This is a genomic window from Pseudoalteromonas sp. SG43-7, assembly GCF_014164295.1.
GTDB lineage: Bacteria > Pseudomonadota > Gammaproteobacteria > Enterobacterales > Alteromonadaceae > Pseudoalteromonas > Pseudoalteromonas rhizosphaerae.
Map to the genome: position 1 here is coordinate 61,360 of NZ_JACJEY010000015.1, position 25,670 is coordinate 87,029.

General features: G+C 41.4%; 23 protein-coding genes and 1 tRNA gene. 5 read left to right on the plus strand and 19 right to left on the minus strand.

Annotated features, from left to right (window positions below; all coding sequences use genetic code 11):
* Window positions 1–42 precede the first annotated feature (42 nt).
* Both H5200_RS09130 and H5200_RS09135 read left to right on the plus strand, forming a co-directional pair.
* Window positions 43–1,620, plus strand: coding sequence for a S41 family peptidase (locus H5200_RS09130; RefSeq protein ID WP_182761358.1), 1,578 nt, complete (start codon window positions 43–45; stop codon window positions 1,618–1,620).
* 31 nt (window positions 1,621–1,651) lie between these two features.
* Window positions 1,652–2,032: a hypothetical protein gene (locus H5200_RS09135; RefSeq protein ID WP_149980504.1), complete on the plus strand. Its 381-nt coding sequence runs from the start codon at window positions 1,652–1,654 to the stop codon at window positions 2,030–2,032.
* 142 nt (window positions 2,033–2,174) lie between these two features.
* On the opposite strand, the gene H5200_RS09140 is transcribed toward H5200_RS09135, so the two are convergent.
* The 4 genes from H5200_RS09140 to H5200_RS09155 form a co-directional block, all read right to left on the minus strand.
* Window positions 2,175–3,350 carry a mandelate racemase/muconate lactonizing enzyme family protein gene (locus tag H5200_RS09140; protein WP_064668182.1) on the minus strand — a complete coding sequence of 392 codons (1,176 nt, stop codon included), beginning with the start codon at window positions 3,348–3,350 and terminating at the stop codon, window positions 2,175–2,177.
* Window positions 3,351–3,378: 28 nt separating this feature from the next.
* The gene (locus H5200_RS09145) at window positions 3,379–4,146 is read right to left on the minus strand and encodes a class II aldolase/adducin family protein (RefSeq protein ID WP_182735552.1); all 768 of its coding nucleotides are present in this window, start codon (window positions 4,144–4,146) and stop codon (window positions 3,379–3,381) included.
* 160 nt (window positions 4,147–4,306) lie between these two features.
* Window positions 4,307–4,630: a c-type cytochrome gene (locus H5200_RS09150; protein ID WP_182761359.1), complete on the minus strand. Its 324-nt coding sequence runs from the start codon at window positions 4,628–4,630 to the stop codon at window positions 4,307–4,309.
* Between the two features lie 142 nt (window positions 4,631–4,772).
* Complete coding sequence (locus tag H5200_RS09155; RefSeq protein WP_149980503.1) at window positions 4,773–5,312, minus strand: DUF2058 domain-containing protein; 540 nt, start codon at window positions 5,310–5,312, stop codon at window positions 4,773–4,775.
* A gap of 484 nt (window positions 5,313–5,796) precedes the next feature.
* Between H5200_RS09155 and H5200_RS09160 the strand changes: the two genes are divergently transcribed.
* Window positions 5,797–6,939 (plus strand): MFS transporter, encoded by a 1,143-nt coding sequence (locus H5200_RS09160; RefSeq protein ID WP_182761360.1) that lies wholly within the window; start codon window positions 5,797–5,799, stop codon window positions 6,937–6,939.
* On the opposite strand, the gene H5200_RS09165 is transcribed toward H5200_RS09160, so the two are convergent.
* Both H5200_RS09165 and H5200_RS09170 read right to left on the minus strand, forming a co-directional pair.
* Window positions 6,906–7,406 carry a prolyl-tRNA synthetase associated domain-containing protein gene (locus H5200_RS09165; RefSeq protein WP_182761361.1) on the minus strand — a complete coding sequence of 167 codons (501 nt, stop codon included), beginning with the start codon at window positions 7,404–7,406 and terminating at the stop codon, window positions 6,906–6,908. The genes H5200_RS09160 and H5200_RS09165 overlap by 34 nt on opposite strands.
* The gene (locus tag H5200_RS09170; protein ID WP_145238122.1) at window positions 7,407–7,796 is read right to left on the minus strand and encodes a hypothetical protein; all 390 of its coding nucleotides are present in this window, start codon (window positions 7,794–7,796) and stop codon (window positions 7,407–7,409) included.
* A gap of 175 nt (window positions 7,797–7,971) precedes the next feature.
* Here H5200_RS09170 and H5200_RS09175 point away from each other — a divergent pair.
* A tRNA-Ala gene (locus H5200_RS09175) sits at window positions 7,972–8,047 on the plus strand.
* Window positions 8,048–8,240: 193 nt separating this feature from the next.
* Here H5200_RS09175 and H5200_RS09180 read toward each other — a convergent pair.
* Entirely contained in the window at window positions 8,241–9,488 is a 1,248-nt protein-coding gene (locus H5200_RS09180) for a glutamate-5-semialdehyde dehydrogenase (RefSeq protein ID WP_145238119.1), read from the minus strand.
* Entirely contained in the window at window positions 9,485–10,591 is a 1,107-nt protein-coding gene (gene proB, locus H5200_RS09185) for a glutamate 5-kinase (protein ID WP_145238116.1), read from the minus strand. Before proB ends, H5200_RS09180 begins: the two co-directional genes overlap by 4 nt.
* A 919-nt stretch (window positions 10,592–11,510) precedes the next feature.
* On the opposite strand from proB, the gene H5200_RS09190 reads away from it, so the two are divergent.
* Window positions 11,511–13,373, plus strand: coding sequence for a sodium:proton antiporter (locus tag H5200_RS09190; RefSeq protein WP_182761362.1), 1,863 nt, complete (start codon window positions 11,511–11,513; stop codon window positions 13,371–13,373).
* 82 nt (window positions 13,374–13,455) lie between these two features.
* Here H5200_RS09190 and H5200_RS09195 read toward each other — a convergent pair whose 3' ends face one another.
* The 11 genes from H5200_RS09195 to accC all read right to left on the minus strand — a co-directional run bounded on the left by H5200_RS09195 (window position 13,456) and on the right by accC (window position 25,666).
* Window positions 13,456–14,079, minus strand: coding sequence for a tetratricopeptide repeat protein (locus H5200_RS09195; protein ID WP_182718930.1), 624 nt, complete (start codon window positions 14,077–14,079; stop codon window positions 13,456–13,458).
* A 148-nt stretch (window positions 14,080–14,227) separates the two neighbouring features.
* Complete coding sequence (locus tag H5200_RS09200; RefSeq protein ID WP_182718929.1) at window positions 14,228–15,541, minus strand: adenylosuccinate synthase; 1,314 nt, start codon at window positions 15,539–15,541, stop codon at window positions 14,228–14,230.
* 217 nt (window positions 15,542–15,758) lie between these two features.
* Entirely contained in the window at window positions 15,759–16,637 is an 879-nt protein-coding gene (hflC, locus tag H5200_RS09205; protein WP_149980500.1) for a protease modulator HflC, read from the minus strand.
* A 5-nt stretch (window positions 16,638–16,642) separates the two neighbouring features.
* On the minus strand, window positions 16,643–17,809 hold the full coding sequence (gene hflK, locus H5200_RS09210) for an FtsH protease activity modulator HflK (protein WP_182740566.1): 1,167 nt from the start codon (window positions 17,807–17,809) through the stop codon (window positions 16,643–16,645).
* 106 nt (window positions 17,810–17,915) lie between these two features.
* A complete protein-coding gene (gene hflX / locus H5200_RS09215) occupies window positions 17,916–19,199 on the minus strand; it encodes a ribosome rescue GTPase HflX (RefSeq protein WP_149980498.1) in 1,284 nt (427 codons plus the stop codon).
* 16 nt (window positions 19,200–19,215) lie between these two features.
* Window positions 19,216–19,479 (minus strand): RNA chaperone Hfq, encoded by a 264-nt coding sequence (gene hfq, locus H5200_RS09220; protein WP_064668197.1) that lies wholly within the window; start codon window positions 19,477–19,479, stop codon window positions 19,216–19,218.
* 79 nt (window positions 19,480–19,558) lie between these two features.
* Window positions 19,559–20,476 (minus strand): tRNA (adenosine(37)-N6)-dimethylallyltransferase MiaA, encoded by a 918-nt coding sequence (gene miaA / locus H5200_RS09225; RefSeq protein ID WP_149980497.1) that lies wholly within the window; start codon window positions 20,474–20,476, stop codon window positions 19,559–19,561.
* A 10-nt stretch (window positions 20,477–20,486) separates the two neighbouring features.
* The gene (gene mutL / locus H5200_RS09230; RefSeq protein ID WP_182718928.1) at window positions 20,487–22,334 is read right to left on the minus strand and encodes a DNA mismatch repair endonuclease MutL; all 1,848 of its coding nucleotides are present in this window, start codon (window positions 22,332–22,334) and stop codon (window positions 20,487–20,489) included.
* 16 nt (window positions 22,335–22,350) lie between these two features.
* The gene (locus H5200_RS09235) at window positions 22,351–23,694 is read right to left on the minus strand and encodes an N-acetylmuramoyl-L-alanine amidase (protein ID WP_182718927.1); all 1,344 of its coding nucleotides are present in this window, start codon (window positions 23,692–23,694) and stop codon (window positions 22,351–22,353) included.
* Between the two features lie 29 nt (window positions 23,695–23,723).
* The gene (tsaE, locus tag H5200_RS09240) at window positions 23,724–24,197 is read right to left on the minus strand and encodes a tRNA (adenosine(37)-N6)-threonylcarbamoyltransferase complex ATPase subunit type 1 TsaE (RefSeq protein WP_145238089.1); all 474 of its coding nucleotides are present in this window, start codon (window positions 24,195–24,197) and stop codon (window positions 23,724–23,726) included.
* A gap of 128 nt (window positions 24,198–24,325) precedes the next feature.
* Window positions 24,326–25,666, minus strand: coding sequence for an acetyl-CoA carboxylase biotin carboxylase subunit (gene accC / locus H5200_RS09245; protein WP_145238085.1), 1,341 nt, complete (start codon window positions 25,664–25,666; stop codon window positions 24,326–24,328).
* Window positions 25,667–25,670 lie beyond the last annotated feature (4 nt).

Sequence of the window (25,670 nt, forward strand, 5' to 3'; positions counted from 1 at the left end):
CGCTATATTGGGTTTATATTGTATAAAAAATAGATCATCACTATGGCTGTTTCCTCTATTCAAAAGCTCACTATTGGGCTTTTCAATGTTTCTTTTCTAGCGCTTCTTTCTGGCTGTGGTGGCGGTAGTACAATGACCGACAACAACAATAACAGCAATGGTGATGGCGACACTGGTAACAGTATCAATTGGACAAAAGGTGTATTTCAACCCTCAAGTAATTTTTATCAACAATGCCAAGCATTAAACGAAAAGCACTGGCTGCGCTCATGGAGCAATGAAACCTACCTTTGGTATGACGAAATTATCGATCGTGATCCAGCGCTGAACCCTGCTGTAAATGAATATTTTAAATTACTAAAAACCGAGCAAATTACCGAGTCAGGCGCAAACAAAGACAACTTTCACTCTAGCCTGCCAACTGCACAATGGGAAGCCCAAAGCCAATCAGGAGTGACTTTTGGTTATGGTTTTAAGGTTAAATTAATCAGCCCTACAGCACCACGTCAAGGTGTGATCAGCTATACAGAGCCCAACTCACCGGCAAGTGCGCAAAATCTTGCCCGCGGCTTTGAGATTTTAGAAATCGATGGTGTTGATTTTATCAATGCCAGCACGCAAGCAGAGGTCGATATCCTCAACGCGGGTTTATATCCAACTCAAACCGGTAAAAGTACTACCTTCGTATTCAAAGATATTAATACCGATGAAACCCGCGAAGTTATTTTAAACTCACAAACGATTACTTCTAGGCCAGTCACAAACGTGAAAACCTTGGCTGATGGCACTGTTGGTTACTTTCAATTTAATAGCCACAATGCAATTGCTGAAAAACCGCTTTATGATGCCTTTAATAATCTCAAAGCAAGTAATGTCACTGATCTGATTATTGATATTCGTTATAATGGCGGTGGTTTTTTACAAATGGCCAGTCAAGTTGCTTATATGATCGCAGGCCCCGCGAACACCAACGGTAAAGTTTTCGAAAAAACCATTTTTAACGATCAACACCCAACCTTTAACCCTGTTACTGGGCAACGTTTGGAGCCTGTGATGTTCACCGATGAATTTGTTGGCTTTGCCGAGAACCCGGCATTAATACCAGGTACACCATTACCAAGCCTTAACTTAAAACGCGTTTATTTATTAACCACTAGTAGCACTTGCTCTGCCAGCGAAGCGATAATAAATGGCTTACGCGGCGCTGATATTGAAGTTATTCAAATTGGCGCTGGTACTTGCGGCAAACCTTATGGATTTTACGCCACAGATAACTGCGATACGACTTACTTTAGCATTCAATTTACTGGCGAAAACAATAAAGGTTTTGGTGAATATTCAGATGGTTTTGCGCCGCAAAACACCACTGACAATGCCCGCTTACCAGTACGCATAGCCGGTTGCGCCGTTGCTGATGACTTTAGCCACCAGTTAGGCGATCCTGAAGAAGCGGTACTAAAAGCCGCGTTGGGTTATCGTGATAATGGTAGTTGTCCAGCAGCCAGTTCAATAGCCAGTAAGCAAGGTTTTGCACCTGCACGCTTTGGCGATACCCCTGCAGTATTAGATACACGGGCTGGATCTCTTGCTGAGCAAAATAAAATACTGCCTTCGCATTAAGCGTTAGCATTAAACTCAAGGCAGAATTGTTATGCTAAAAGAATGTTCATTATCAATACTAACCGCGCTCTTGATCAGCGGCTGCTCTGTGCAAAGCAGTGAACCAACACCAAAATTACAGCATGCATTACTAACAGAGCCTCAAGGGGAACTGATTGCTCAAGGAATTGCTCGCCTAATGCGCTCAGAGAAGATTGCAGTAGCTAATGATGTGTTTATGAAGCGCAGCTTGATGGTCGTTGATAACGTCACTAAAACCGACGAGCTTGGCAACCCTATTATGGGTAAACAGCTAAACATGCCAGACCGTTTTGAATTACTGATAAAAAACAACCTATGCTTTGTACGTCATCTCGATAGCAAAGCCACCGAGCCGCTACCGGATGTACAATGCAAGGTGAATGATATCTAGGTGCTAGGTGCTAGGTGCTAGGAAAATTTTAACGTTTTGAATTAGTAAGAAATAGTTTTAAATTTGCAAAAGCCAAAGTAGATAAACTTAATGAATAGCGAGCTGAAATTAGCTCGCTATTCATAGCTCGTAGCCTATGATTTTATTTGATCTCAACACGCTGAGAGCGCATCACGATTTCGTCGTTAAGTTCAATACCAATACCCGGCTCTTCAGACACTTCAAAGAAACCATTTTTAGGCTGTGGATCTTGCAAGCATAACTCACGGTTCCACTTTTTAATTGCATAAGTGTGATGCTCATGAATTAAGAAATTTGGAATAGCCGTTTCTAAATGTAATGATGCTGCGGTTGCAACGGGGCCGCCACAGACGTGAGCCTGAATACGCACATCAAAAATATCAGCGTAATCACACACTTTTTTAGTTTCAGTAAAACCACCACATAAACCGATATCTGGCTGTAATACATTAATACTTTGATCTTCTAAGTAAGGGCGCACACCCCAACGATTATATAAACGCTCGCCACCGGCAATTGGCACTGATACTTTATCTGCCACTTTGGCATGTAACGAATGATTTAAGTAGTTAACTGGTTCTTCATAAAACATACAGTCAAATTCTTTAGCGATTTCACCGATTTGAATAGCAGAGGTAACACCCGGTAAACTGTGGCATTCAAAAATGATATCCACTTCATCACCAACAGCTTCACGAATTGCCTGCATACGGGCGCGATATAGCTTCATTTCAGCACGTGAAATAATGTTAGTGCGGTCGTAATAAGTATTGCCGTCTTTATCATATTGGATCGGATCAACTTTAACGGCATCGTAGCCTTCAGCCACTGCTTTTAACGCCGCTTCTGCGTATTCTTGTGGATGTACCAGAGCTTTAAACTCAGTGTCCCAGTCAAACTGTAATTGCGAAGCATAAGTACGCAGCTTGTCGTTAACTTTACCGCCTAACAACTGATACACAGGTAAACCTAATGCTTTACCCTTAATGTCCCATAAAGCGGTGTCTATCGCGCTCATTGCTGCATAGACTACTGGGCCCCCACCTAAACCCCAAAAGCTTTCACGCAGCATACGCGACCATAACTTTTCGGTTTGAAATGGGTCATGACCAATTAAGAAAGCATCAGCCATTTCTTTGATCATAGCAGCGGCAGCACTGTGTCCTAAATCATAAGCAAGGCCAGCTTCGCCAACCCCGCTAATACCTTCGTCAGTATGAATACGGACAAATACAGGAGTCCAAGCAGGTCTGTCTGGACAGTGGATATCAAAAACTTCAACGCGATTAACTTTCATGACAATTCCTTATTAACCAAGGCTTAGGTTATTTTGCAAAACTAGGATCAAGACGATGGGCCTTACGTAACATCGCAGGCCAAGCTAATTGCCCACCGGTACTTCCGCTGTGCACTACATTCGCTTGATTATAAATATTATCGATTATGGCTTGAGGTACTGGTGTAACAGCTTGGCCACTGGCTTGTAAAGCCAGCTGTATTTCACAAGCACGCTGTAAATCATAAAAACGCATAAATGCATCACCCACCGTTGGCCCCACAGTTAAACCACCATGGTTTACTAACAACATATGATTAGTATTAGCGAGATCATCTTGTAAACGTTTTTTCTCATCGCTATTAACTGCTAAGCCTTCATAGCCGTGATAAGACAATGACGGCAGTGAAAACATTGAATACTGACTAAGTGGCAGCAGACCATTTTGCTGCGTGGCAACGGCAATCGTTTCTTTAGTATGTAAGTGAATAACACAATGAGCGTCATCACGCACTTCGTGAATCGCGCTGTGAATCGTAAAACCAGCAGGGTTGATTGCAAATGGCGTGTCATCCAAAATATTTCCGGCCAAGTCCACTTTGACTAGGTTAGAAGCTGTTACTTCATCAAATGTGAGGCCAAACGCATTCACTAAATAATGGTCAGTCCCCGGCAAACGCGCCGATAAATGTGTGTAAATCAAATCACCCCAACGAAAATGCTCAACCAACCGATAACAGGCGGCTAAATCAACTCGTAACTGCCATTCTTGTGCAGAGACTTTATTTTTTAAATCAAGTTGTGGTAATTCAAACATTATGGGGCCTTATTTAAACGCGTTAAAAACAAAACACGAAATAGATGGATAGAAGTCTAAAGTAGTGTGCGTGGATGATCAATGTTTAAAACAAAACAGCCACACCAAATTGGTGTGGCTGTTTTCGGTGAGCCCATTGATAACTCACACTCAGCAAAAATTATTTTACGTTTGCTAAGTAATCGGCAATAGCGACCATTTCTTCTTCAGTAACAGTCGCAACCATCGCTTTCATCGCTGCAGTCATGCCATTGTTGCGCGCACCTGATTTAATGTCTTTCATTTGTGCCACTAAGTAGTCTTTATTCTGACCATTTAGTTTAGGATACATTGCCATGATCGGTGCCTTACCTTCAGGACCATGACATGTTTGGCACATTTTTGCTGTATAAAGCGCAGCACCATCGGCAGCCATGCTGTTAAATGACATACTAGTAACCATTGAGAGGCTTGCACCTAAGAGTAATTTTGTTATCTTGCTCATTGTATTTTCTCTTCTTTTTGACGGTTTATAAAAATTATTAACTTAATTGTAGACCATAATAACGGATCTTTGTACATCACATATGTACGTAATTTATACACCAAGTAGATCACCAAACACGCTGTTCAAGTCATCTCTTAGGCTACCATACTAAATCATCTGGTACTTCAAAATCAGCGTATGGGTCATCAGCATCTTTGCCTTTGTCTTCTGGCTCTACATGAAACACGATGTACTTTTCATCAACTTCTGCCACTTTACGGGCTGGCTCATCTTCAAGTACAAAAAACTGCCCTTCCAACACACAAATTGCCAGTCGGCCACCTGACAAGGCTTTTTGCGTTTGTTCATTTACGTCGAGCTCTTTGACTTTATTTTCGTAAGTAAAATTGAAAGTCCGCTCACCACGAATCGAATCTTGATTATGATGTTCTAATATCTGCTTTACGCGGGCAACTTGCTCACGTTGCTTTAACTCACCTTGGCGAGCTTGATTTAATTCTTCTGCTTTTTTCTGCTGTTCTAACTTTGTTTGCTGAATATGCTTTTGCAGATCACTAGGGTTACTGGTCGCCCCTTTTTTTGGCTTTTTTTGTTGCTTACGCTTTTCACTTTTAGCAACTTTAGCTTTATGTGATGTGGTTAATCCTGCTTGTAGCAATTGGTCTTGTAATGAACCCATAGCTTTGTTCCATTAAAAACTGATATTAGCTTTATTTTATACCCAAACCACCCCAAGATGCGAGTTTCAGTTGGAATTAAAAGCGATTTAGGCAAGGCATTGATTGCAAGTAATAGTGGGTCTATTGCTAAAATCAATAACGTAGTATAAATCGCTTTTAAACCAACCCGTTGGGCGTTTCACAGGAACTTACTCTCAGCGTTGTTACTTCTTAAAAGGGACTGCATTCTTGCAAAGTAACGCCTTGATATTAAGCCCCTGTGAAACGCTGAATTCTGCATCTTGAGGTGGCTTGGGTATAATCACCAATTAAAACAAATCATAGTGCTGTGACCATTAATCTAGCAAAGTGTTGTGATTGAAAACCTGATTTAGCGCAATAAATACTTATTTCTAGAATAAAAGTAACCACTTAAAGAACGCGTTGAGGTTGAATTTAATATCAATCAGGTTAAGCTGTGGTTTTTGTAGTAGGGCCAATAAAATGCGTTTCTGTCATTTATTAGTTTGCTCGCTGTTTATCTTTTTCGTGCTCTATGCACCGCAGCCATTATTAAGTTTATTTGCAAAGCAATTTTCAGTTAGTCCTGCAACCGCAGGTAGCTTGATGACGGCAACTATGCTCCCTTTGGCGATTGCTCCTTTGGTATACGGCTTATTACTAGCTAAACGTAACCCTTTAACAATTCTTCGCTACGCGATGCTAGTACTAGCTGTTACCTGTGTTGCTTTTGCCTACGCTCCCAGTTTTGAGTTATTACTGTTACTACGATTTTTACAAGGTTTAACCTTGCCTGCCGCACTCACAGCAATGACCACTTACATAGGCAGCACTTATCAAGCTGATAGTTTGCAAAAGAATATGACCTTCTATATTGGTAGTACAATTGCTGGGGGTTACTTTGGCCGAGTGTTAGCGGCTATTTTTGCTGATTTATGGACTTGGCAAAGCTTCTATTTTGTTATTGCCGCAGGTTTAATTAGCTTTGCATTGAGTATTCCACGTAATCAAACAGCCATTGTTAACAGCACTCTTTCCCCATTAAATTATTTAAAACAGCTCGCGAATGCTGCGGTATTAAAATTATATGGTGCGGTGTTTTGTATGTTTTTTTGCTTTGCTGCGTTATTAAATTATTTACCGTTCATTTTACAAGACACTTTTTTAATTACTAATACCCGTGATATTGGCTTAGTTTATAGCGGTTACTTGATTGGCGCCCTCGCCTCTATTGCGACTCCTTGGTTATTAAAAAAGAGTATTTCACCGTGGCATTTATTGTCTGCTATATTTGCTTTTTACAGCACTACACTAGTATTTTTGATGAGCTCACAATTAGTGATTTTTTTACTGGCATTCACTGGTTTTTGCGGCGCGATGTTTATTATTCATTCAACCGCAGCGCCGCTGGTTAATAAAATAAGCAGTGCACCACCGAGTGTCACTAATGGTGCTTATGTGTCGTTTTATTATAGTGGCGGGGCTTTAGGCTCTTTTGTACCTGGCTTGGTATATCAACAACTTGGCCATATCGCATTTATGGCCTCGTTATTATCAGTCTGTATATGCGGATTAATTTTAGTAAGTTCGGCTTATCTAGCGGGTAAAAAAACCACTTTAGGTTGATGCCCTGTGGTGGCAAAAAAAGCGTCTAAATCGGCTTTTTTTAATAACCATGTTTGGGTGTTCTCAAATGGATGACAATGAAATAGATCACCAAACCATATGTCTTGGTCAAGCCATAAAGTGACATCATTTTGCTTATCATTCATCAGAGCAAGCATAGATACACATCCAGGTGCGACTTTTAAAAAGCGTGCTAAGCGCTCATCGGAGGCAAACCCTAAGCGTGACAAGCCTTGATCTTTAGCCAGTGATTTTAAGTCTAACTGCTTGTCATGTGCGGTGATCACCAAAAAATGCTTTTTACCTTCGTTATCACGCAAAAATAAGTTTTTTAATCTTGTTCCGGGGCGTTCCACCATTAATTCATCTGCAGCAAGACTACTATGTAATGCAGGGTGTTCGATAACGTCATAATTGATATTTAAATGCGCTAACAGCGCCGCTAATTTACTTTTATCCGCTAACATTTATAAACAACGCCCCATCAAGCGTACACTTAAATCTCGCCACAATACTTCATTTATCTCATATTTATCGTTGCGACAATATTTTTTGTCATGCAACTCTTGTTTTAGTAAGTGCACGGCTTGATCTTCTAATTCTAATTTTAAGCTATTTGATTCTTCAAAATATTCTTGCTCTGCAAAGTTTTTAAATTGCTGGCGTGTCAGTGGTCGATCTAAGTTTAAATTTGCGCGACTATTGGCTTTAACCGATACCACATAAGCAAAAATCTTATTACCTTGCTCATCTAATTTAGTGTGTAACTGTTTATTATTAATTTCAAAAGGCGGCTCATCACTTTGGCTAGCACAACCACAGAGTAAAACGAGTAACATCAACGCGTATTTTTTCATTATTAGTATCATTCCTGTTATCCAGTGACCGTTAGTCTACCAAAAATTCATTGTTTGCGTAAAAATTCAAAAAATATATAAATAATACTTGACCAAATTTAGAAATCTCATTAAAGTTCGTCCCGCTTGAAACGGAACCTCAAGTAGGTTACGAAATTCGTAACTTTAGGAATGTGGGGCTATAGCTCAGCTGGGAGAGCGCCTGCCTTGCACGCAGGAGGTCAGCAGTTCGATCCTGCTTAGCTCCACCACTTTCCTACTCTTCAATTTTTATCACTATGGCTCTCATGCCAAATTCAATTTTTAAATCTTTCTCATTTTAATCAAAAAACTGTTTATTTTATGTTAGTTATTTTTTAGCTATCAGTTGTGCGCTGCATGGTATTTACGATCAAAAATGCCGAGCATAAACTCGGCATTTTAATTTGGTTATTCGACTACCAATTATTCGCGAATTTGACCTACACCATTGACGAGGTATTTCTCCGTCGTTAATGATTCTAAGCCCATTGGGCCGTAAGCGTGTAGTTTTGACGTTGCGATACCAATCTCTGCACCTAAACCTAACTGTGAGCCATCAGAGAAGCGTGATGAGGTATTAACCATCACTACTGAGGCATCAACACTGCGCTGGAACAATTCAGCCGCGGCTTGGTTTTTAGTGCAAATAACTTCCGTATGGTTTGAACCAAATTGCGCAATATGCTCAATTGCACCAGCAAAATCTGGTACTACACGAATCGCGATTTCTAAATCTAAATATTCTTCGCCAAATTCCTCTGGCGCAAGCACTGTTGCATCATCAAAATATTGTGCGGCTTGGCTATCTGCATTTATTTTTACACCTTCTTGGCGTAATACAACAGCACATAAATTTAAAAACTCATCGGCAACATCCTGATGAACGACAAGGCCTTCTAATGCATTACATACGCCAGTACGCTGAGTTTTACCGTTCAGTAGCAAGTTAATCGCCACTTCTAAGTCAGCGTCTTTATCTACGTATAAATGACACACACCTTTAAAATGCTGGATCACAGGAATTGTACTGTTATCTGTTACAAAGTTAATTAGCCCTTCGCCGCCGCGTGGAATAATTAAGTCAATGCTGTCACGTTGCTGCATCAATTCCATTAATAATCCGCGGTCTGGATCTGGAATAACGGAGATTAACGCTGCCGGTAAATTATGCTGCTCTAATACTTGATGCATGACACTCGCAATTGCTTGCGAGCTTTTAAGCGCCTCTTTACCACCACGTAAAATAACCCCATTACCTGATTTGAAGCATAACGCTCCAGCATCAGCGGTTACATTTGGACGCGCTTCATAAATCATACATACCACACCAAGTGGTACGCGCATTTTACGAATTTTAATCCCGTTAGGACGTTCAGTAATATCGCGTAATTGACCCACCGGATCATCAAGGCTTACAATCACTTCAATGCCTTCAGCCATCGCTTCAATACGTTCGTCATTGAGCGTTAAACGGTCAATCATAGCGGCTGCTAGATTGTTATCGCGGGCTGCGGCTAAATCACTTTCGTTCTCTTTAATAATAAATGCTTTTTGTTGGCGTAATGCTGCAGCCATATCCAGTAGCACCTGATTTTTGGTCTCGGTATCGAGTAAGGCTAACTGATGTGCCGCTTTTGCTGCCTGACGTGAAATATCTGTAATTAAACTCATGACTTCTCCAATAATGCGATATCTTTCTCTGAAATAACGGGACCAATCGAATCTTGCATCTTGTCGCTAAATTCGCTTTGTTCGTTATCTGCTATAAAATTCAATAAACAACTACTGTAATTTGCAGTTGCTTTGGCTAATCGAGTGCCGTCGCTGCTACGTACCAAAATGGTATCGCCAATTGCAAACTCACCATGCACTGCGACAATTTCATCGCCACGGATACAGCCAGTTTCACCTTCTAAAGACTCATCGTATGAACCTGCGACAACGACTTCACCTTGCTCACTTGCAGTATGAGTCATCCAGTGAACAGCTTCTTGCATCGGTTTTTCGTACGGTAAGAAAATAGTACCTGGGTTCTCACCTTCCAGCAGTTTTGTAAATGTCTGCTCTTTAAAACCATTAATTATATAAGTAGTAATACCATGTGAAGTCGCTTTTTCAGCTGCTTCAATTTTAGTTTTCATACCACCTGTACCAACCGCACTGGTAGCAGATCCTGCCATAGCATAGATTGATTCATCAATTGATTTAATTTCAGGCAGTAATATTGCATCGTCGTGCAAATTAGGGTTTTTATCATAAAGCCCATCCACATCTGAAAAAATCATCAATGCATCAGCATCTGCTGCTGCAGCGACCATTGCCGATAAGTTATCATTATCACCGACTTTTAAATCATCAGTTGTCACCGTATCATTTTCATTCATGATTGGCAGCACACCATGATCCAACAAAGTGAAAACAGTTTCTCTAATACTCTCATAACGCTCACGGTCACGTAAGTCACCATGAGTTAATAAAATCTGCGCCGATGGGAAATCAAAAAAGCGGTCCCACATAGCCATCATTTCGGTTTGCCCTGCTGCTGCCATGGCCTTTTTCATTGCCACAGTGCGCTCTTGTGTCTTCGGAAATAAATGCGCGCCAGCGGCAACTGAGCCTGACGAAACTAAAATAACTTCAATTCCTTGACTACGACAACGAACAATAAACTGAGCGATGGTTAATAAATAGCGTGAGCGACAACCATCTTGATCAGGTGCAATCAATGCGCTACCTACTTTTAATACGATACGTCGCCAATTTAACTTTTGCATAAATGTTCAACTTTCCATTTTAACTGTGACTTACCCTAGTTTGGATAAATCTGAAAACAACCACCTAGTGTTTACCTAGGTTACGAGTTAACAATTTGCACTTGCTTTTGCTCACTTTCTTTAGCCATCACTTTTTAATACTCAGCCGGAAACACTCACTTAGTTAATTAACAAAGTGCGTTAGATATAGCATAACTTTGGCTCAATCATTAAGACTGAACAGTTATAAAGTAAATAAAAAGTGTTGTTTATGCATCGCTGTAAAAAGCTGTGTGAAGCTTTTTTATTAACAACATACATAGAGCCTCTAAAGTCTGATACACCAACAGATAGGGTGATGACTCAAGGACCGAGATTTGCTCACCACGATGGGTGTCAAATATTGAGTAAGTAACAGTTCAACTCAAACAATATGAATCACAATAAAATGTAATTTATGTTCAAATTAACTAATTACTAAAAATGAGTAAAATTGTACAAACTGCATTCAAAACAATTAACAAATTGATTTTTAAGCATATAAATATAGTAACCTCAATCTAAATTGTTGTAATTTAAAGCAACTTAAAAATAACTATATGTATTCGCTTAGACCTAACAAGTAACTAATTAGATGACTAATTGTTTGAACACTAACTATATTACGCTACTTTTAGCCTAAAGATCAAGACTATATTTTATTCACTCGGCTTACTATTGCAGCTAATAAATTTTAAAGTCATTAAGATTCAGTCAGTTAAATAGAGTTTAATTTGTTTCAAATATTTTAAAACCAATAAATTATCATTTCTTCTACAAATAAGTTCGTAAACAGCTAAAATTCTATTAGGAAAAATTAACATACACGTGTATACCCCTGTATTATAAGTATCGAAAGGTTTACTCCTAACTGTTGTAATAAATAAGGAATACTTCATCTATGTCAGCTATTTATATCGCAGGGATCGCTCTATGTTCGGTTCTCGCCCAATGGATAGCATGGGGTTTTCGTGTCCCAGCTATTTTATTTTTGTTACTTACCGGCCTGTTACTTGGCCCTGCTACGGGTTTACTTGATCCAGATGCACTGCTTGGTGATCTACTCTTTCCTGTGGTCTCACTCAGTGTTGCGGTGATCTTATTTGAAGGTTCTTTAACTCTGCACTTTAGAGAACTCAAAGGTATTGGCAAGGTAGTCCGTAACTTGTGCTCTATTGGCATGATTACGACTTGTATAGTGATAAGCCTCAGTGCCTATTGGATTTTAGAACTCAACTGGCGTGTAGCAGCGGTGCTCGGTGCAGTATTGGTTGTGACTGGCCCAACAGTTATTGCACCGCTATTAAACTCAATGCGACCAACCCAAGATATTGACCGCATACTACGCTGGGAGGGCATTGTTATTGACCCAATTGGTGCTTTATTTGCGGTTTTAGTATTTGAAGCGGTAATGCTAGTTGGTCAAGGTGAAGTGTTTATTCATACCGTAATCGCCTTGTTTAAAACCTTAGGAGTCGGTTTATCTATTGGCGTGGTCGCAGGTTGGCTTACAACGTTACTGATCCGCCGCGAATGGCTACCATTTGAATTACATAAATTCGGCATCTTAGCTCTGGTACTTATTAGCTTTACAGTCTCAAATCATTTGAGCCATGAGTCAGGTCTATTAGCGGTTACTGTATTTGGTATTTGGTTAGCGAACCAAGACGATTTAGAAATTGATTCTGTTTTAGAGTTTAAAGAAGATCTGTCTATGATCTTAATTTCAACCTTATTCATTTTGCTTGCTGCGCGTTTAGAATTAGCTGATTTAATGATGCTTGATGCCGATGTGTTCATCTTTTTGGCTATCGTATTATTTATCGCTCGCCCATTGTGTATTGCGATCTCCACTTTCGGCACTGAGCTACCAATTAAATCTCGCTTAGTACTCGCGTGGATTGCTCCGCGCGGTATTGTCGCAGCAGCGGTAGGCTCTGTATTTGCTATTAGTATGATGGAAGCTGGTGTTGCTGACGCCGAGAAAATGGTGCCACTGATTTTTACCGTTATCATTATCACAGTAGTTCTGCAAAGCTTAACTGCGATCCCGATTGCGAAGCTATTAGGGGTTCGTCAGCCTTCACCTAATACTATTTTGATCATTGGTGCAAACCATGTCGCTCGTGCCATTGCTTGTGGGCTAAAAGAGCAAAATATTCAAGTACACTTATCAGATCCAGCTTGGGAAAACTGCCGCATGGCACGTATGGATGGGCTGCCTTGTTATTATGGTAACCCGCAATCAGAACATGCTGAACGTTACTTACCCCTGACAACTCTACGCAGCGTAATGGCGCTTTCGCCAAACCGCCATCATAACGCGCTAGGCGTGCAGTATTTTTCACATTTATTGAATGAAAAGAACGTCTTTTCATTGCGTTCTTCGACCTCTCACGCCAAAGCAAACAAAGACAGCGCGACGTTTCTATCTCGGCAAATTTTGTTTGGTGACAGCGGCTCTTATGCACGTTTAAGTAGCTTAATTGCCAAAGGCGGCAAGGTCAGTGTAACGCGAATTTCTGAAGAGTTTAACTGGAGTAAATACCAAGAGATGAACAGCGATGCAATTCCGTTATTCATCCTCAATGGTGACAAAGACAGTGATGATGATAGCCCGATCAAACTGCGTCCGTTTACTATTAATATGGAAAAACCGCCGCAAGAAGGTGAACGTGTCGTCGCGATGCTGCCACCAAAAATGTCGGTATTGAAAGATCCTAATAATGGTAAAAACAAAGAACCGAAAGAAATAAAAGAGTAAAACGAAAAAGGCTAGGTATCGCACCTAGCCCTTTTACTTTCAACTTGCTAGTTTTCTAACTCGCTAACTAATCTACTCAAACCTACAATGGCAATCGTGCACGCGCTACTACACTATCGGGCATTTTTTGCGCCAATTGGGCTAGCGAGCGTTCAATCTTTTTATGGGTTGCTTTATCTGCAACCATACTATGAAATAACCAACGATATGCGTCTTCGTAATCACGTGGACTGCCATAGCCTTGATTAAATAAACTAACTAACCGCAATTGTGCTTTTAAATTACCTTGTGATGAAGCTTCACGTAGGTAAGTCACAGCAAGCGCTTTATCCTTTTGCACCAATCGACCCGTGTCATAGTATCGCCCGAGTTGCTCTAATGCCGCCGCTAAGCCTTGCTGTGCTGCTTGACGCATATAATACACACCAAGCTCTACATTACGATCAACACACACCGCATACGCCAGCATATCGCCATATAAAAATTGATAAGAAGGCAGTGCCATTTTATTGGCTCGTGCTTCGATATCTTGTACTAACTGGCAGTCATCTGCCTTTACTCGCGCAAGATGTGTATTACTATTGATCAAAGCAAGCAGCTCAGTTTCTGTATATAGTGGCACGGCAGCTATGGTCTCTTCAGACTTGGCGTGGCTTGCCAGCAAAAACGATAACGGCACTAATGATAAACAAGTTAACAAACGCATTTAGGTCACTTTAAATTAAAAACCATCTTGCTAAAGTTTATACAAAGATCGTTCCATAATGAAATTTATAAATAGCTTATTTATTATAAACACTATCCCCAGACACAAAAAAAGCTGCACAAGGCAGCTTTTTTAGTACTATCAGTAATTATGCAAACGGACTGCGTAATACTATAGTTTCTACACGGTCAGGACCTGTAGAAATAATATCAACAGGTACACCGGTGATTTCTTCAATGCGTTTGATGTAATCAAGTGCCGCTTTTGGTAGCTGCTCAACAGTAGTAGCACCCACTGTATTTTCAGTCCAACCAGGCATCTCTTCATATACTGGCGTTACTTTATCATAACCTTCAGCAGCAAGTGGCGTCACATTAGTGATAGTGCCATCTTCTAACTGATAACCAGTACAGATTTTTAGTGTTTCTAGACCATCTAACACGTCTAGTTTAGTTAAACAAAAACCTGAGATAGAGTTAATTTGTACTGCACGGCGCATAGCCACAGCGTCTAACCAACCAGTACGACGTAAGCGACCAGTCGTTGCACCAAACTCATGACCTACGGTACCTAAGTGCTTACCAACTGGGTCTTGTTTTTCTAAACCGTCGTAAAGCTCAGTAGGGAAAGGACCAGAACCAACGCGCGTGGTGTAAGCTTTGATAATACCTAGTACATAATCAAGATTTAACGGACCAAAACCAGCACCTGTAGCAACGCCACCGGCAGTGGTATTTGAAGACGTTACATATGGATAAGTACCGTGATCGATATCAAGTAATGTACCTTGCGCGCCTTCAAACAAGATGTTGTCGCCCGCTAGACGCGTTTGATCAAGTAACTCAGTTACGTCAACAACCATTGCTTTAAGGATATCTGCAACAGCCATTGCATCATCAAACGTCTGTTGGAAATCTACCGCATCTACTTTGTAATAATTTACTAAAGTGAAGTTATGGTATTCCAATACTTCTTTAAGCTTCGCAGCGAATAATTCAGGGTTGAATAAGTCACCGATACGCAAACCACGACGGGCTACTTTATCTTCATAAGCAGGACCTATGCCGCGACCTGTTGTACCAATCGCTTTATTACCACGTGCTTTTTCACGAGCTACATCTAATGCGATGTGGAAAGGCAAAATAAGCGGACATGCTTCACTGATCAATAAACGTTCACGTACTGGTACGCCACGTTCTTCAAGCATGCCAATCTCTTTCATTAGCGCTTCTGGTGAAACAACAACACCATTACCAATCACACACTTAACATTGTCACGTAATACACCCGATGGAATAAGGTGTAAAACTGTCTTTTCACCTTCGATTACCAGTGTATGACCAGCGTTATGACCACCTTGGTAACGAACTACTAAAGATGCTTTGTCTGTAAGGAGGTCAACTACCTTACCCTTACCTTCGTCACCCCATTGGGTGCCTAATACAACAACGTTTTTACCCATTGTAAATTCACTTAGAAAAAATTAGGACGAGATTTTACCAGATAATGAGGGGAAAGATCACCCCCGTTTAGGTTATTTTTTCTGCGCAGTCGTACAACGACCTTTGCAATAAAAATTAACTGGTTGAATAACATTAAGTTACTCATAAAAATTCATCTTACTAAAAGAAAAACCCTGCATACACAGGGTTTGGATTTGTGCTAGATTTAGAAAAAGATTACTGCGCTGCAGCACCTTTCATATATCTAAAGAAGTCACTGTCTGGTGATAATACCATTACGTCTTGCTTATCTTTAAAGGTCTTTTTATAGGCCTCTAATGAACGTACAAAACCAAAGAATTCAGCATCTTTATTGTACGCATTGGCATAAATAGCCGCAGCTTTTGCATCGCCTTCACCGCGAACGGTACGGGCATTACGCTCAGCATCAGCCAGCATTACTGTGACACGACGGTCAATGTCAGCACGAATCGTTTCGGCTTTTTCTTGACCTTCAGAGCGATGCTCTTTAGCAACAGCAGTACGCTCTGCACGCATACGTTGGTAAATCGAATTACTCACTTCTGACGGTAAATTGATTTGCTTAACACGTACATCAAGTACTTCAATACCTAGCTCTTGAGCACTTTCAGAAGCTTGAACTAATGCTTCTTCCATTAACTCGCTACGTTCACCGGAAACAATCTCACGGATAGTACGTGAACCAAAGTTAGTACGTAGACCATTATTTACTTTTTGCTTAAGTAATGCTTCAGCGTATTGCTTATCACCACGGGCACGTAAGTAAAAAGCACTAAAATCACTAACACGCCATTTAACGTAAGAATCAACGATTAAGTCTTTTTTCTCGCTAGTAACAAAACGATCTGGCGTACCATCTAAAGTTTGAATACGCGCATCAATACGGCGTACTTGGCTAAAGAAAGGCACTTTGAATTGTAAGCCAGGGCCATAAACAATTGCTTTATCATCACTGTCTTTTTGCACTTTACTGAATAGCATAACAATTGCTTTTTGCCCTTCAGGTACTACGAACACTGACGAAAAAGACAACACAACGGCCGCTAATAATATAACTAAACTAAAGTTTTTCATTGCGCTTATCTCCCGTCGTTAAAGCGATCAGCACCAAAGCGGTCTGAACTTGAGTTCACAGTGCTATTGCGCGATGTATTAACTTTATTGCGTAAGTCGTTAATATCACTTGAGCTAGGTAATGCAACACGGGTTGCGTTCCCTTGCTTATCCATGATTTTATCAAGCGGTAAATACATCATATTATTGCCGCCCTTAACATCAACTAGCACTTTTGAACTGTTACCTAGCACTTCTTCCATGGCATCAATATATAAACGCTCACGGGTTACACGCTTAGCAGCCTGATATTCAGGTAATAGCTTTTCAAAACGCGCGACTTCACCTTGTGCTTCTAAAATAATGCGCTCGCCGTAACCTTCAGCTTCTTGCGTCATACGAGTAACTTGACCACGAGCACGTGGTTCAATTTCACGCGCGTATGCTTCAGCTTCACGAATAAAACGTTGTTCATCTTCTTGTGCGGCAATGGCATCATCAAACGCGTCTTTAACTTCAGCCGGTGGGCGTGAGTCTTTAAAGTTAACGTCAGTTACGATCAAACCTAAGTTATACGGTTCGACGATTTTATTCAGTTCATCCCACGTATTTTGACGCACAACCTCACGGCCATTCGTTAATACTTGGTCCATTTTTGAATGACCAACAACATAACGCAGTGCACTCTCTAGCGCTTCTTCTAAGCTAGAATCAGCATTAGTTACACTAAATTTGTATAGGAAAGGATCAATAACACGGTATTGCACCTGAAACTCAACGCTTACCACGTTTTCATCTTCAGTGAGCATAAAACCAGACGTCGATAATGAGCGAACGGCTTCAATATCAACCGGAATTACCGTTTCAATAAACGTCATTTTCCAACGCAGACCTGGATCTGCAATGCGGTCAAATTGACCAAAATGTAAAACGATGCCGCGCTCTGCTTCTTTCACGGTATAAATACCGCTCAATGCCCATACAATTGCAGCAATGATCAGTACAAATGAAAGACCAGCTCCACCAAGTCCGCCGCCGCCATTGCCGGATTTATTACCGCCAAATAAGCCACCAAACTTGCTGCTGAATTTACGAAACACCTCGTCTAAGTCAGGTGGGCCTTGATCACGTCCGCCTTTTTTGTTCCACGGATCTTTGTCATTGCCATTATTACCCGGTTCATTCCAGGCCATAGCTATACTCCATTGTTATCTAAATAATTTAGGTAATTACGTTAAATCTAACAAAAATACCGCAGTTCTCATACTAAAAATGACATTGTGCAGTAGTTTTTTCGAATTACGAAATAAAAGCGTCGATTTCAGGACCAAACTCTTTTCTTAAACGATTCCATTCTACCATAGGCAGTCGAGTAGCAAGTAACCAATGACCCTGTTCATCAAAGTCTTCTTGATGCACGGCATTTAAATTGAACAACGCAGCACGTAAACGACCATATTGCGGAGCTAATTTAAGCGTATGAACAAACATTTTCTTTGCTAACAGCTCGCTGATAGCTTCAGACAATAGTTCACACCCTGCGCCACTGTGTGCCGACAACCATACTCTAATAGGCATGCCTTCATCGTCACGGTCAATACGTGGTTCAATATCTTCAAGCGCATCAATTTTGTTGTAAACCAACAATTGCGGCACTTCATCAGCTTCTATTTCTTTAAGAACCGATTGTACCTGTTCAATATTCTCTTTACGACGATGATCCGCAACATCGACCACATGAAGTTGTAAATCAGCTTCACGAGTTTCGGTTAGCGTCGCTTTAAATGCGGCAACTAGGTCATGGGGTAAATGACGAATAAAGCCAACGGTATCGGCTAAAATTATCGAACCAACATCTTCTATTTCGAGTTTGCGTAAGGTTGGATCAAGCGTCGCGAACAGTTGATCAGCAGCATACACATTAGAGTTAGTAATGCGATTAAATAACGTCGACTTACCCGCATTGGTATACCCTACCAACGACACCGTAGGAATTTCATTGCGGTTACGAGCACGTCTACCTTGCTCACGCTGCACTGCCACTTTCTCTAAACGCGCGCGAATACTTTGAATACGAACTCGCAATAAACGTCGATCTGTTTCTAGCTGAGTTTCACCAGGCCCGCGCAAACCGATCCCGCCTTTTTGGCGTTCAAGATGCGTCCAGCCTCGGATCAAACGCGTCGACATATGACGCAATTGTGCTAGCTCAACCTGCAACTTACCTTCATGGGTACGTGCACGTTGCGCAAAAATATCAAGAATAAGCGTCGTTCTATCAAGCACACGACATTGGCAAACGCGTTCTAAATTGCGTTCCTGTGACGGTCTGAGTTGATGATTAAAAATGACGACATCTGCGTTGTGGATTTTGACAATCTCAGCGATTTCTTCAGCCTTTCCGGTACCGACGAATAGTTTCGGATGTGGTGCTTGACGGCTGCCTTGCACAACCGCCAAACTGCTAACACCAGCAGAAGATACCAACATTTCCAATTCATGAAGATCTTCACGATCCCCTTCTTTTGGAAAGTCGATATGAACTAAGACTGCCTGTTCGCCGGCTTCATAACGGTCAAACAAACATTATGCTCCTAATTTAAAAATTTCCAGCTTCAGGCTCTTCACCGTCTTCGCTTCCTTGAATACCTTGGAAGTTAACAGCACGAGCAGGAACTACGGTAGAAATCGCATGTTTATACACCATTTGATTCACGGTGTTTTCTAGTAAAATAACAAATTGATCAAATGACTGGATCTTACCTTGTAGTTTGATGCCATTAACCAAAAAGATTGATACTGGAATACGCTCACGACGTAGCGCATTCAAAAATGGGTCTTGTAACGATTGGCCTTTTGCCATGTTATTTTCCTTCGTTCTAGGTGTTATTATAATTAAGTGGCTGAACTCATTTAACAAAGCTAAAAAATTTCAACTACTACTAGCTTAGCGAACTTACAACACGTTGCAAGTTTTCTTCATCACCCGTTGTTAACCACGTTACATCGGGCCAACCTCTTAGCCACGTCAATTGACGCTTAGCAAGCTGTCGTGTTGCTGCAATACCGCGAAAGACCATTTCATCGTAATCAATCTCGCCAGCAATGTAATCCCACATTTGTCTATAACCCACGCAACGAATGGAAGGTAAGTTAGGGTGTAAATCCTTACGTTGATATAGGGATGAAACTTCATTTTCAAACCCCTGCTCAAGCATTATTTTAAACCTTTGTTCAATTCGCTGGTGTAAATCGGCGCGATCATCAGGCGCAATAGCAAATTGATGAAAAGTATACGGTAAACTCGGCTGCTTACTTTTTTGTAATTCAGTCATTGTTTTACCCGTTAATCGGTAAACTTCAAGGGCGCGGTTAATACGTTGCGAGTCATTCTCGCTCATTTTTTGTGCCGCTTGCGGATCAATTATCTCAAGCTCTTTATAAAGTGCCGGCCAGCCATGTTGCTTGGCTTGTTGCTCAAGCTCTGCTCGTACTACCGGGCATGCTTCAGGTAATGGCGATAATCCATCAATTAATGCTTTAAAGTACATCATTGTACCACCAACTAATACAGGCACTTTACCTTGTTGGTGAAATTGGTCAATCTTTTCAATTGCATCACGACGAAAATCAGCTACTGAGTAACTTTCGCTAGGGTCGATTAGATCAATTAAATGGTGTGGCGCAAGCGCTAACTCATGTTGATCTGGTTTTGCCGTACCTATGTTCATATCTTTATACACTAAGGCTGAATCGACGCTGATTATTTCAGTTTTTAAATGTTGGCATAAGGCGATTGCTAATGCAGTTTTGCCTGCAGCGGTTGGGCCCATTAAAAAAATGACCGGTAAATTACTCAACTCGATAACCTTAATCTAACTGTGCTAAAAAATAACTTAAATCTATTTTAACTGCTTTTGCAGATAAACGCTGGATTGTTTGCGGATTATTTTGCATTCGCGTAACCGCCAAGGCAAAAGCTTGGCTGGCAAAAAAGCGCTCGGGCACTTGGCTAAGCTGCCAGTTTAGCCATTGCTCCACACTATTAAGCTCAGCCTTAGTGGCTTTTAATAGCGCATCTACGGCTTGGCTCACATCAAGCAGATACAAACTCTGTGGCAACTTTTTAACCATCACAAATTGCTTTTCAATCAATAACTCAAAGCCCAGCAAGGTAAACCATGATTGTTGCTGTGTTAAGCTTTGGCTGTCTTCTTTACTGATATTAACTCGCACAGGCAATAGTAAGGCTTTTCCTTCTAAGCTGCCTTGCTCAGCAATAAGCTCAAGCCAATCATTGACTAATAAATATTTAAAGTGTGAGCAATATAATTGCTGTTGCAGGCTAAATACACAACCGCCATCACTTTGTACCAGCAACGGCTGCGCACTTTGCGTCTGTAACAATGGTGCTACTTCTTGAGTAACGCCAATAGGTTGATCAAAATGGCTGGCGTGTTGCTCATTGACCCCTTGATAAAACGCACTCACATCTTGATGATTTGTCCGGCTCGCTTGCTTACTTCGCTCGCTTGAACCTGTATATCCACCACCACTAGGTGCTGGATTAGCACCGTAGCGAGCTTGCTCCGCTGGTTGTAAGTGCGACTTAGGATAATCAAACAAACTGCCTGCTGTATTGCTGGAGTGAGAGGGTGTTGCTGTATGCGCTGCTTTAGCATCGCTGTGTTGCGAATCAACATGCTGAGTAACACCAGCAAACTCATCTTGAAGCGGCACCACGACTTGTTTAATTGCCTGCAGAATAAAATCATGCACTAAGCGACCTTGATGAAAACGCACTTCGTGTTTCGCAGGATGCACGTTTACATCCACTTGACGCGGATCAATGTCGATATAAATAACAAAGCCCGGTAGCTCTTCTTGGCCTGCGACTTCTTCGAACGCTTGGCGAATGGCATGAGAAATAAGCTTATCGCGCATCATACGATTATTTACATAGGTATATTGCGTAGTATTACTCGAGCCAACTGGTAGCACCCAACCATGTAGCTGCAAGCCTGTATCGCCTGACTCAATATATAACCCCTGCTCAGCAAAGGCTTTACCTGCAACCTGAGCGACCCGAGCAATAGCCTGTGCAGGGTCGGTTTTAGCACGATATTGACGCACTACTTTATCGTTATGTGTGAGGGTAATTGACACATCAAAACGGCTCAGGGCAATACGCTTTATTAACTCATCAATGTGAGTAAATTCGGTTTTTTCGGTGCGTAAAAATTTACGTCTAGCGGGCGTATTAAAAAATAAGTCTTTAACTTCAATGGTGGTGCCGTCAGGGTGAGCAGTGGGTTTAATCTGCACCGCCATATCTCGCCCCTGTGCAAATGCTTGCCAAGCCGCCTCTTGCTGTTTGGTTTTTGAGCTAAGTGTCAAACGCGATACCGAACTAATAGACGCCAATGCTTCGCCGCGAAAGCCCAAAGAACAAATATTTTCTAAATCATCAAGGGACTTTAATTTACTAGTAGCATGACGAGAAAGCGCCAACGTGAGCTCGTCTTTATCAATGCCTGAGCCGTTATCACGAATGCGAATAAGCTTATGACCGCCGCGCTCAATATCAATTTGAATACGTGTTGCGCCTGCATCTAGGCTATTTTCAACGAGTTCTTTGACCACAGATGCGGGTCTCTCAACCACTTCGCCCGCAGCAATTTGGTTAGCTAATCGCGCGGGTAATATTTCAATGCTCATACTGATCCTAACGATTTTAACTTTGCGGAATGTCTAACTCTTGACCAATAAACAAGGTATTAGATTTTAATTGATTGACTTGCTTAAGCTTACCTACTGATACCCCATAGCGACTAGCTAACAAACTTAACGACTCACCAGGGCGAACTTTATGTTTAGTGGGATATTGCGATTTTAACGACGCAAACAGCGAATCATCCGGAGGATTTTTCAGATAATAGCTTTTGATAGAAGTAAATATTGCTTTCGCTAAGCGCTCTTGGTGATTAGCACTTTTTAATAGTTTTTCTTCTCGCGGGTTTGAAATAAACCCAGTTTCGACCAAAATAGATGGAATATCTGGTGACTTTAATACCGCTAGGCTAGCCGCTTGCGGCTCTTTTTTATGTAACTTAGCGACCTTTTTAAGCTCATGAACCATGCCTTCAGCAACGCTGAAACCGGTTTTCATCGAATGATCCATCGACATATCCAACAGCGCCTGCGCCAAGTACTTTTCACTGGCCGTGTCTTTAATCACTCCAGCAGCACCACCGAGTAGCTCTGAATGTTTTTCTTTATCTTCTATCCATTTACCAATTTCTGAATTAGCACGACGAAGTGATAACACCCAAACAGAGGCGCCATTTGGTTGCGGGCTAGTAAATGCATCCGCATGAATTGAAACTAAAAAGTCAGCCTTTTTCTGCCTTGCACGGCTAGTGCGGGTATTAAGTTTGACAAAGTAATCTCCACTTCGCACCATTCGCGAAATCATCCCGCGCTCGGCATCAATCATCCGCTCTAAGCGTTTGGCGATTTGTAGTGTGATATCTTTTTCATAAGTACCAGAAGGACCAATTGACCCAGGGTCTTCGCCGCCATGGCCTGCATCAATAGCAATAATAATATCGCGTTGTTGATTAAGCTCACGCTTTTTAACCCCAGTATTACTCGTTGCAGCTACTGGCTCTGCTTGATTTTTGTCATATAAGTCGACCACTAAACGATTTTTATAAGGTCCCGTTGGCGCCAATGCAAAAATCACCGGTTTAACGGCCCCTGTAAGCTCAAAAACAAATCGTACCCCCTGGCTGCTTTTCGCTTTCGAGTAACGTAGTTTACTGACGATTTGATGCTTACTGGGAATAGTTGGTAGGTCTTTTATTTTATCTGTATTTTCTAAATCGACCACTAAGCGCAGTGGATTTTTTAGCATAAAATAACTGAAGTCGGGCTTATCCGTTAAGTCGAATACTACCCGCGTACTATCTGGCGATGGCCACACCCGTACACTATTGATAGTATTTTGTGCATAGAGATTAGCACTGATTGCTAACAGCAAAAAAGCACCCATCCACTTTATGACAACTCGACTCATCGGTATCTTCACACCCTTGTTATTTGTTGTTATTCACTATGGTTTTTGAGTTTATCCACGATACTGTGACCACGCGGGCTAATACTTTGGATCTCAATTGCTCGTGCATCGCCGACATAACGTAAAGTAATATCTAAGTCTGGTGTTGGGATAAACTCGCCGCCTTTTTCAGGCCATTCCACCACACAAATAGCTGTTGGCGAAAAATAATCTCGAATACCCATGTATTCTAATTCTTCTGGGTCGCCTAAACGATATAAATCAAAATGATAAACATTGGCCGTTGCCAACTCATAAGGCTCCACCAGCGTATAAGTTGGACTCTTAACTTTGCCTTGATGACCAAAGCCTTGGATCACACCACGTGTTAAGGTGGTTTTGCCTGCTCCCAAATCACCGTGTAAGTAAATAACTGCCCCTTGCTCCATTAGCATAGCAAGTTGATTGCCCATTTTAACCGTTGCAGCTTCATCAGCGAGTTGAAAACCAACACAGTGCGTCATTCTAACCTCATGGATAGTATTAAAAACGATAACTTGTTAATCATACCAGATTATTTTACTAAGGCGAGAATCGACACTTATAGACACAAAAAAACCGGCAAAGTTGCCGGTTTTTTTTGTAATTAGGATTATAGACCTAATTTTTTCTCAAGATAGTGGATATTAGTACCACCATTTTGGAAATTTTCATCCGCTAAGATGCGCTTATGTAATGACGTATTAGTTTTAATACCGTCAATCACAAGCTCATTCAATGCATTACGTGCACGGGCAATTGCTACATTACGGTTTTCACCGTAAGTAATTAATTTACCGATCATTGAATCATAGTGTGGTGGCACTGTGTAGTCAGCATAAATATGGCTGTCCCAACGAATACCTAAACCACCTGCTGGGTGGAAACGCGTAATTTTTCCCGGTGACGGGATAAACGTTTCAGGGTCTTCAGCATTAATACGACACTCAATTGCATGACCACGGATAACGACATCGTCTTGCGTGAATGATAGTGGTTGGCCCGCTGCAATTTTTAACTGCTCTTTGATCAAATCAACACCGGTAACCATTTCTGTCACTGGATGCTCAACCTGAATACGAGTGTTCATTTCAATGAAATAGAACTCACCATTTTCGTATAAGAACTCAAATGTACCCGCACCACGATAACCGATTTCGATACATGCACGCGTACAACGCTCACCGATAAACTTACGCACTTCAGCAGTAATACCTGGTGCTGGCGCTTCTTCGACTACTTTTTGATGACGACGTTGCATAGAACAATCACGTTCACCTAAGTGAACAGCATTACCTTGCCCGTCAGCCAATACTTGAACTTCGATATGACGTGGGTTTTCAAGGAATTTTTCCATGTAAACCATGCTATTACCAAAGAACTGTTTTGCTTCTTGTTGCGTTAAAGCGATTGAGTCAATTAACTCAGCTTCACTGCGAACAACCCGCATACCACGACCACCACCGCCACCAGCGGCTTTGATGATCACTGGGTAACCGATACGTTTAGCGATTTGCATGTTGCGGTCTTTATCATCCGATACCGGACCATCTGAACCTGGTACACATGGTACGCCAGCTTTACGCATTGCTTCGATTGCAGATACTTTATCGCCCATTAGACGAATCGTGTCGCCGCGCGGACCAATAAACACAAAACCACTTTGTTCAACTTGATCAGCAAAATCAGCGTTTTCTGCAAGGAAACCATAACCCGGGTGGATAGCAACTGCATCGGTTACTTCAGCTGCCGCAATAATGCGCGGAATGTCTAAGTAACTTTCAGTGGCAGAAGGTCTACCAATACATATTGTTTCATCTGCAAGCAATACATGCTTAAGATCGCGATCCGCCGTTGAATGCACAGCAACCGTTTTGATCCCAAGCTCTTTGCAGGCGCGCAATATACGAAGTGCAATTTCACCTCGGTTTGCAATGACTACTTTATCTAACATTAGA

Coding starts and splice junctions, on each gene's coding strand:
- H5200_RS09130 (WP_182761358.1), top strand. CDS start 43: ATGGCTGTTTCCTCTATTCAAAAGCTCACTATTGGGCTTTTCAATGTT.
- H5200_RS09135 (WP_149980504.1), top strand. CDS start 1,652: ATGCTAAAAGAATGTTCATTATCAATACTAACCGCGCTCTTGATCAGC.
- H5200_RS09140 (WP_064668182.1), bottom strand. CDS start 3,350: ATGAAAGTTAATCGCGTTGAAGTTTTTGATATCCACTGTCCAGACAGA.
- H5200_RS09145 (WP_182735552.1), bottom strand. CDS start 4,146: ATGTTTGAATTACCACAACTTGATTTAAAAAATAAAGTCTCTGCACAA.
- H5200_RS09150 (WP_182761359.1), bottom strand. CDS start 4,630: ATGAGCAAGATAACAAAATTACTCTTAGGTGCAAGCCTCTCAATGGTT.
- H5200_RS09155 (WP_149980503.1), bottom strand. CDS start 5,312: ATGGGTTCATTACAAGACCAATTGCTACAAGCAGGATTAACCACATCA.
- H5200_RS09160 (WP_182761360.1), top strand. CDS start 5,797: ATGCGTTTCTGTCATTTATTAGTTTGCTCGCTGTTTATCTTTTTCGTG.
- H5200_RS09165 (WP_182761361.1), bottom strand. CDS start 7,406: ATGTTAGCGGATAAAAGTAAATTAGCGGCGCTGTTAGCGCATTTAAAT.
- H5200_RS09170 (WP_145238122.1), bottom strand. CDS start 7,796: ATGAAAAAATACGCGTTGATGTTACTCGTTTTACTCTGTGGTTGTGCT.
- H5200_RS09180 (WP_145238119.1), bottom strand. CDS start 9,488: ATGAGTTTAATTACAGATATTTCACGTCAGGCAGCAAAAGCGGCACAT.
- proB (WP_145238116.1), bottom strand. CDS start 10,591: ATGCAAAAGTTAAATTGGCGACGTATCGTATTAAAAGTAGGTAGCGCA.
- H5200_RS09190 (WP_182761362.1), top strand. CDS start 11,511: ATGTCAGCTATTTATATCGCAGGGATCGCTCTATGTTCGGTTCTCGCC.
- H5200_RS09195 (WP_182718930.1), bottom strand. CDS start 14,079: ATGCGTTTGTTAACTTGTTTATCATTAGTGCCGTTATCGTTTTTGCTG.
- H5200_RS09200 (WP_182718929.1), bottom strand. CDS start 15,541: ATGGGTAAAAACGTTGTTGTATTAGGCACCCAATGGGGTGACGAAGGT.
- hflC (WP_149980500.1), bottom strand. CDS start 16,637: ATGAAAAACTTTAGTTTAGTTATATTATTAGCGGCCGTTGTGTTGTCT.
- hflK (WP_182740566.1), bottom strand. CDS start 17,809: ATGGCCTGGAATGAACCGGGTAATAATGGCAATGACAAAGATCCGTGG.
- hfq (WP_064668197.1), bottom strand. CDS start 19,479: ATGGCAAAAGGCCAATCGTTACAAGACCCATTTTTGAATGCGCTACGT.
- mutL (WP_182718928.1), bottom strand. CDS start 22,334: ATGAGCATTGAAATATTACCCGCGCGATTAGCTAACCAAATTGCTGCG.
- H5200_RS09235 (WP_182718927.1), bottom strand. CDS start 23,694: ATGAGTCGAGTTGTCATAAAGTGGATGGGTGCTTTTTTGCTGTTAGCA.
- tsaE (WP_145238089.1), bottom strand. CDS start 24,197: ATGACGCACTGTGTTGGTTTTCAACTCGCTGATGAAGCTGCAACGGTT.
- accC (WP_145238085.1), bottom strand. CDS start 25,666: ATGTTAGATAAAGTAGTCATTGCAAACCGAGGTGAAATTGCACTTCGT.